5 protein-coding genes are annotated in these 6,735 nt (G+C 62.4%); all 5 read left to right on the plus strand.

Features of this window, described 5'->3' with window-relative positions:
* Positions 1 to 129 precede the first annotated feature (129 nt).
* The 5 genes from Q8S60_RS17805 (at position 130) to hfq (ending at position 6,615) form a co-directional block, all read left to right on the plus strand.
* A complete protein-coding gene (locus Q8S60_RS17805) occupies positions 130 to 2,484 on the plus strand; it encodes a PAS domain-containing sensor histidine kinase (RefSeq protein WP_305277731.1) in 2,355 nt (784 codons plus the stop codon).
* Positions 2,474 to 3,868, plus strand: a complete 1,395-nt coding sequence (locus Q8S60_RS17810) for a sigma-54 dependent transcriptional regulator (protein ID WP_305277732.1) — start codon at positions 2,474 to 2,476, stop codon at positions 3,866 to 3,868. The genes Q8S60_RS17805 and Q8S60_RS17810 overlap by 11 nt, the downstream gene beginning before the upstream one ends.
* Positions 3,869 to 3,905: 37 nt before the next feature.
* Positions 3,906 to 5,282: a Trk system potassium transporter TrkA gene (trkA, locus tag Q8S60_RS17815; protein WP_305277733.1), complete on the plus strand. Its 1,377-nt coding sequence runs from the start codon at positions 3,906 to 3,908 to the stop codon at positions 5,280 to 5,282.
* Positions 5,283 to 5,300: 18 nt separating this feature from the next.
* The gene (locus Q8S60_RS17820) at positions 5,301 to 6,158 is read left to right on the plus strand and encodes a D-amino-acid transaminase (RefSeq protein ID WP_305277734.1); all 858 of its coding nucleotides are present in this window, start codon (positions 5,301 to 5,303) and stop codon (positions 6,156 to 6,158) included.
* Positions 6,159 to 6,366: 208 nt separating this feature from the next.
* Positions 6,367 to 6,615: an RNA chaperone Hfq gene (gene hfq, locus Q8S60_RS17825; protein WP_305277735.1), complete on the plus strand. Its 249-nt coding sequence runs from the start codon at positions 6,367 to 6,369 to the stop codon at positions 6,613 to 6,615.
* The last annotated feature ends 120 nt before the right edge of the window (positions 6,616 to 6,735 follow it).

Here is a 6,735-nt window from a genome sequence, read left to right on the forward strand (position 1 = left end):
GTTGAATGGTATCGCTTGCCGATACAGAATGGCGCCCTGCCGCAAGGGAGCGTGGCGCATCGGGCACAGGGACATGTATTGGGAAGGCTTGGGCCTTCGGTTGTCCTCTGCCGCCGCGCAGGAACAGGCATGGTACCGACAGATCAGGCGAATGAGGTCCGCGACGGGCGGGCGGAAAGCTGGGAAAGCCGCCTTTGGCAGCTCGTGAGCCGTCGTGGCTTCTCGACGACGCTTTCCGTCGGTCTTGTGGTCGCCGCCATCTGTCTTGGCTCCTTTACCTACATGCTTCTGACGGGCCTGACTCCGTTCTCTCCGACGCGGCCCATCCTCATTTCCCTCCTGCTGGCGAACCTGACGATCGTCCTCGTCCTGTTCGCGCTGATTTTCTGGCGCGTGATCCGGATTATCCTGGCGCGTGTCAGCGGAACGGCCGGCGCCAAGCTCCATGCGCGGCTCGTCACCATGTTCGCCATCGTGGCGGTCATGCCGGCGATCATCGTCGCCGTTTTTGCGGCCGTCACGCTCAACCGCGGGCTCGACACGTGGTTTGGCGAGCGGGCCCAGCTCATCATTTCGAACGCGGAAACCGTCGCGGAGGCCTATCTCAACGAGCACCGTCAGGTGCTGCGCGGCGACACGCTCGCCATGGCGACTGACCTTGAACGCGAAGCCACTCTGCTCGAATCCGATCCCGCCTACTTCCAGCGGCTGATTACCGGCCAGATGCGTCTGCGCTCCCTGCAGGCGGCATATCTCGTCAAATCCGACGGCCGAATCCTCGCCAAGGCCCGTGCGAGCGTCGATGTCGGAATGCCGGCGGCGGAATACTTCGAAACGGCGAAGGCGGGAGACGTCGCGCTTTTCATCATGGACGACTACAACCAGATCCGGGCCCTTGTGACGCTTCCCTCGTTGCCGGATACCTATCTCTACGTCGCGCGCTTTGTCGACGCCCGCGTGCTCAATCACCTCGCTGAAACGCGCGCGGCAGTGAGCGAATACGAAAGCCTCGAAAGCCGCCGCAGCCAGTTCCAGGTCACCTTCGCGCTCATCTACGTGACCGTCGCGCTGATAACCTTGCTTGCCGCCATCTGGCTCGGCCTATGGGCCGCGAACCGTATCGTCGATCCGATTTCGCATCTCGTCCGCGCGGCCGAGCGGGTCAGTGTCGGCGACCTGCGCGCACGCGTGCCCGTCGGCGGCTCCGGCGACGAGCTCGATATGTTGACGGGCGCCTTCAACCGCATGACCAGTCAGCTTGAAAGCCAGCGCAACGATCTCATCGAGGCGAACCATCAGCTCGACGAACGGCGGCAGTTCACGGAAGCAGTGCTTTCGGGCGTGAGCGCGGGCGTGCTCGGCCTCGACAACGAAGGCCGTATCACCCACGCGAACAGGGCGGCCTTGCGCTTTTTCGGACTGACTGAGTCGGAACTCATCGGACGCATGATCGCAACGGCGGTACCCGAGATGGCGCTGACCGTTGCCGACGCGCGCGCTCATCCCGACCGGACCGCGCAGACGCAGATCGTCATTCCGCGCGCGGGACAGGACCGCACGCTCAATCTCCGCGTGACACGGGAGGTGACCGATTCAGGCAGGGGCGGCTTCGTGCTCACCTTCGACGACATCACCGAGCTGGTGCGCGCGCAGCGCATTTCCGCCTGGGCGGATGTCGCGCGGCGCATTGCGCACGAGATCAAGAATCCGCTGACGCCTATCCAACTCTCCGCCGAGCGGTTGCGTCGCAAGTATGGCAAGGAGATCAAGACCGATCCCGACGTCTTCGAGCAATGCACGCAGACGATTATTCGTCAGGTCAACGACATCGGGCGCATGGTGGACGAGTTCTCGTCCTTCGCGAGGATGCCGACGGCATCGATGAAACTGCTCGATATCAACGAAATACTCCGTCAGGCAACTTTCCTGCAGCGTGTAGGTCATCCCGATATCGATTACCAACTGACATTGCCGGATACGCCCACCATTCTGGAATGCGACGGGCGTCTCGTCAGCCAGGCACTGACGAACATCCTGAAGAATGCTGCCGAAGCAATTCGCGGACAAGACGAGGAAGATGACGAGGACGGCCGTAGCGAGGTGAACCGCCGCAAGCCCGACGACGTCAAGACAGGACGCATTCACATTACCCTTGCGGCGGACGAGAATACGATAACGATCGCAGCGACCGATTCCGGCTGCGGCCTGCCGGATACCGACCGCTCCCGCCTCACTGAGCCCTACATGACCACGCGGGCGAAGGGGACCGGACTCGGCCTCGCGATCGTCAACAAGGTCATGGAAGACCACGGCGGCGAGCTGGTGCTGGAAGATGCGCCGGCGAGCGAAGGATGGGAAAGCGGTGCGCGCGTGAAACTGGTGTTTCCGCGGAAGCGTCCGGTTCAGAGAAATGTTGCGCAAGAGGCGGACAGCGGCAGGTACAATGCCGCGGATGTAACCGAAGAGGCGGTTAATGGCGTCTGATATTCTGATAGTTGACGATGAAGCCGATATTCGCGAGCTGGTATCGGGCATTTTGAACGACGAAGGCTACGACACCCGTAGCGCCGGCGACAGCGATCGTGCGCTTGCCGCAATCGAGGCGCGCCGCCCGGGGCTTGTGATTCTCGATATCTGGCTCCAGGGCAGCAAGCTCGACGGCCTGGAACTTCTCGACGTCATACGCGACAGGCATCCCGACCTGCCGGTCGTCATCATCAGCGGTCACGGCAACATCGAGACGGCCGTTTCCGCCATCAAGAAGGGCGCCTACGATTTCATCGAGAAGCCGTTCAAGGCGGATCGGCTCATCCTTGTCGTGCGCCGCGCCATCGAGGCCTTCCGCCTGCGCCGCGAAAACAGCGAGCTTCGCATCCGCGTTGGCGACGACACCACGCTGATCGGCTTTTCGCCCGCCATGGCCCAGGTCCGTCAAACGATCGACAAAGTCGCACCGACCAACAGCCGCGTCCTCATCACCGGAGCCGCCGGTGCTGGCAAGGAAGTCGTGGCGCGATTGCTCCACGCGCGCTCACGCCGGGCGAACCACTCCTTCGTCGCAATCAATGCGGCGAACATGGCGCCGGAACGCATGGAGGCCGAACTCTTCGGCACGGAAGAAAGCGCGGCGGGCCCCAGAAAGGTCGGTGTCTTTGAGCAGGCGCATGGCGGCACGCTGTTCCTCGACGAAGTCGCCGAAATGCCGCTCGAAACGCAGAGCAAAATTCTCCGCGTGCTCGTCGACCAGACCTTTGAGCGCGTCGGCGGTGGTTCGCGCGTCAAGGTCGACGTTCGCGTCGTCTCCTCCTCGAGCCGCGATCTGCTCGAAGAAATCGGCAAGGGCCGGTTTCGTGAAGACCTCTACCACCGGCTCAATGTGGTGCCGATCGTCGTGCCCCCGCTCGCGGCCCGGCGCGAGGATATCCCGCTTCTCGTCGAACATTTCATGGATCTGATCTCGAAGGGGACCGGCCTGCCTGCGCGCCGTGTTTCGGAAGACGCCATGGCGGCGCTCCAGGCGCATGACTGGCCGGGCAACGTGCGGCAGCTCCGGAACAATATCGAGCGGCTTCTGATCCTGACATCGGGCGATCCGAGCGCGGTGGTGACAGCCGACATGCTGCCTGCCGAAGTCGGCGCGTCAGCGCAGATGACGGTGAACGGCGCCGGCGGGGAACACATCATGGCGTTGCCGCTGCGCGAGGCGCGCGAAACTTTCGAACGGGAATATCTGATGGCGCAGATCAGCCGCTTCGGCGGCAACATCTCGCGCACGGCCGCCTTCATCGGCATGGAACGGTCGGCGCTCCACCGGAAGCTGAAATCGCTCGGCGTCGCGGCAGCCAATCGGCCCGACGTGCCGGCTTGAGGCGGCAAGCTTTGTCTGAAACACCGAAAGTTCGATCATGAAGGTAATAGTCTGCGGCGCGGGGCAGGTTGGTTTCGGCATTGCCAGGCAGCTCGCCGCCGAACAGAACGACGTGACTGTCATCGATCAGTCGCCGCAACTCGTTCACCAGATTTCCGATGCGCTCGATGTGCGCGCTATCGTCGGCCACGGCGCGCATCCGGATGTGCTGGAACGTGCGGGCGCCGCGTCCGCCGACATGTTGATCGCCGTCACCTTCTACGACGAAGTGAACATGATCGCGTGCCAGGTCGCCCACTCGGTTTTTCAGTTGCCGACCAAGATCGCGCGCGTCCGCGCTCAAAGCTATTTGCAGCCTGGCTTTCAGGACCTCTTCTCGCAGGACCACCTGCCGATCGACGTCATCATTTCGCCCGAGCTCGAGGTGGGCAAGGCCGTTCTGCGCCGCCTTGCCGTGCCCGGCGCATTCGACATCCTGAATTTTGCGGATGGTAAAGTCAGCGTTGTCGGCGTCACGGTCGAGGAAGACTGCCCGATTGCGAACACGCCCCTGCGCCAGCTGACGGACCTTTTCCCCGACCTTCGTTCGCGTGTCGTCGGCCTCGTCCGTAACGGTGAACTCTTCGTGCCGCAGAGCAACGATCCGATGCTGGTAGGTGACGAAGCCTATTTCGCCTCCGATGTTCGAGACGTCAAACGCACCCTTGGCATTTTCGGGCACGAAGAAAAGACGGCGCGGCGCATCATCATCGTCGGTGCCGGCAATATCGGCCTGCACGTCGCCCAGGAGCTGGAGGCCAATCATCCCGGTACGCGCGTCAAGCTCATCGAGCGCGACCGCGAGCGAGCCGTGCAGGCCGCCGACCGGCTGAAGCGGTCCATCGTGCTTCACGGCGATGGGCTCGATCCGGAATTGCTGCAGGAGGCCGGGATTTCCGAAACGGAAACGCTCGTCACCCTCACCAACAACGATCAGGCGAACATTCTTTCCTGCGTCGTCGCCAAACGCGAGGGCTGTCAGCGCACCATGGCCCTCATCAACAACAACACCTATGCGCCGCTCATGCGCTCCCTCGGCATCGATGCCTTCATCAATCCGCGGGGCACCACGGTCTCGACCGTCCTTCAGCATGTCCGCCGCGGCCGTATCCGTGGTCTCCAGTCGGTGCATGACGGCGCGGCGGAAGTAATCGAGGCCGAAGCGCTCGAAACATCGACGTTGGTAGGCAAGCCGTTGCGTGAAGTCAACTTGCCGGATGGCATCCTTGTCGGTGCCGTGATCCGCGACGGCGAAGTCATCATTCCGCGCGGCAACACCGAGATCGAGGCAGGCGACCGCGTCGTTCTCTTTGCCCGCTCCGATCAGGTGAAGAAGGTCGAACAGATGTTCCGCGTCAGCCTCGAATTTTTCTGATTTCAGGGAAAACCCCGCTTGTCACGCATCGCTTATGTCAATGGCCGCTACCTGCGTCAGCGGGACGCGAGCGTTCATATCGAGGATCGCGGCTATCAGTTCGCCGACGGTATCTATGAGGTGTGCGGCGTCCGAGGCGGCAAGCTGATGGACGAGGCGCTGCATCTGGAGCGCATGCAGCGTTCGCTTGGCGAGCTGCGTATTGCCCTGCCGGTGCCGCTCCCCGCGCTCCGCCACATCCTGCGGGAAGTCGTTCGCCGCAACCGCCTTTCGAACGGCATGGTCTATTTCCAGATCACGCGGGGCGTCTCGCCGCGCGACCATCCGTTTCCGCCCGCCTCCGTTCGGCCGGCACTCGTCGTGACCGCGAAGCGGCTGAATGAGGCGCGCGTTGCTCTCGCGGTAGAGAAGGGCGTCGCCGTCGTGACCATGCCGGACCTCCGCTGGGCACGCCGCGACATCAAATCCGTGGCGCTGCTGCCGAACATCCTCGCGAAACAGGCTGCGCGGGAAGCCGGCGCCTATGAGGCATGGCTGGTCGACAAGGACGGCTTCGTCACGGAAGGCTCTTCCACCAATGCCTGGATCGTGGACAGCGAAGGCCGTCTGATAACCCGGCCCGCCGGTCCCGATATTTTGAATGGCGTCACCCGCCGCGTTCTCGTCGAGGCCGCAAGGCTCGAGGGGATCGAACTCGTGGAGCGGCCCTTTACGCCCGAGGAGGCGAAGGCCGCCCGCGAGGCTTTTGTCAGTGCCTCGTCCGCCATCATCATTCCGGTGGTTCGGATCGACGGGGAACCCGTAGGCAATGCGGCGCCGGGGTCCACGACGCTCCGCTTGCGGGAAGCCTATGGACGCGTCGCCGTGCTTTCTTGAGCGCATGCCCCGGAGAAAACGGCGGAATTTGGATCGATTTGCATGTGCGAAGTAAATTTCGCACTTGCAGCATGAATTGAAACGACTGACTGTATGAGTCGAGAGCCGCAGCCTCTTTCCCGCTCATGGGCAGGAAGGGGTGCAAACAAAAAGCCGGTCCGCGCGGTGAAGGTCCGGCCCCATCCAACTCGACAAGTGGGGTTTACCCATGAATGAGAAGACCCACAACCTGCAGGACACGTTCCTGAACCACGTTCGGAAGAACAAGACGAACCTCACCATCTTTCTGGTAAATGGCGTCAAGCTTCAGGGCGTGGTCACCTGGTTTGACAACTTTTGTGTGTTGTTGCGCCGGGACGGCCATTCGCAGCTCGTGTATAAGCATGCGATATCCACCATCATGCCGGCCCAACCCGTTCAGCTTTTCGAACCTGAAACCAACGGGGAGGAGGGCTGAAGGACTTTAATTGACTGAAGAAACCGAGGATCGCGCGGAGAAGCGCAGTGAGCGCGGCTTTCGGGTAAAGCCCGCGGAGCAGACACGTGCCTTCGTGCTCGTACCCTGGCTCAAATCCGC

Origin of the sequence: Parvibaculum sp. (assembly GCF_030694575.1) — a bacterium.
GTDB lineage: Bacteria > Pseudomonadota > Alphaproteobacteria > Parvibaculales > Parvibaculaceae > Parvibaculum.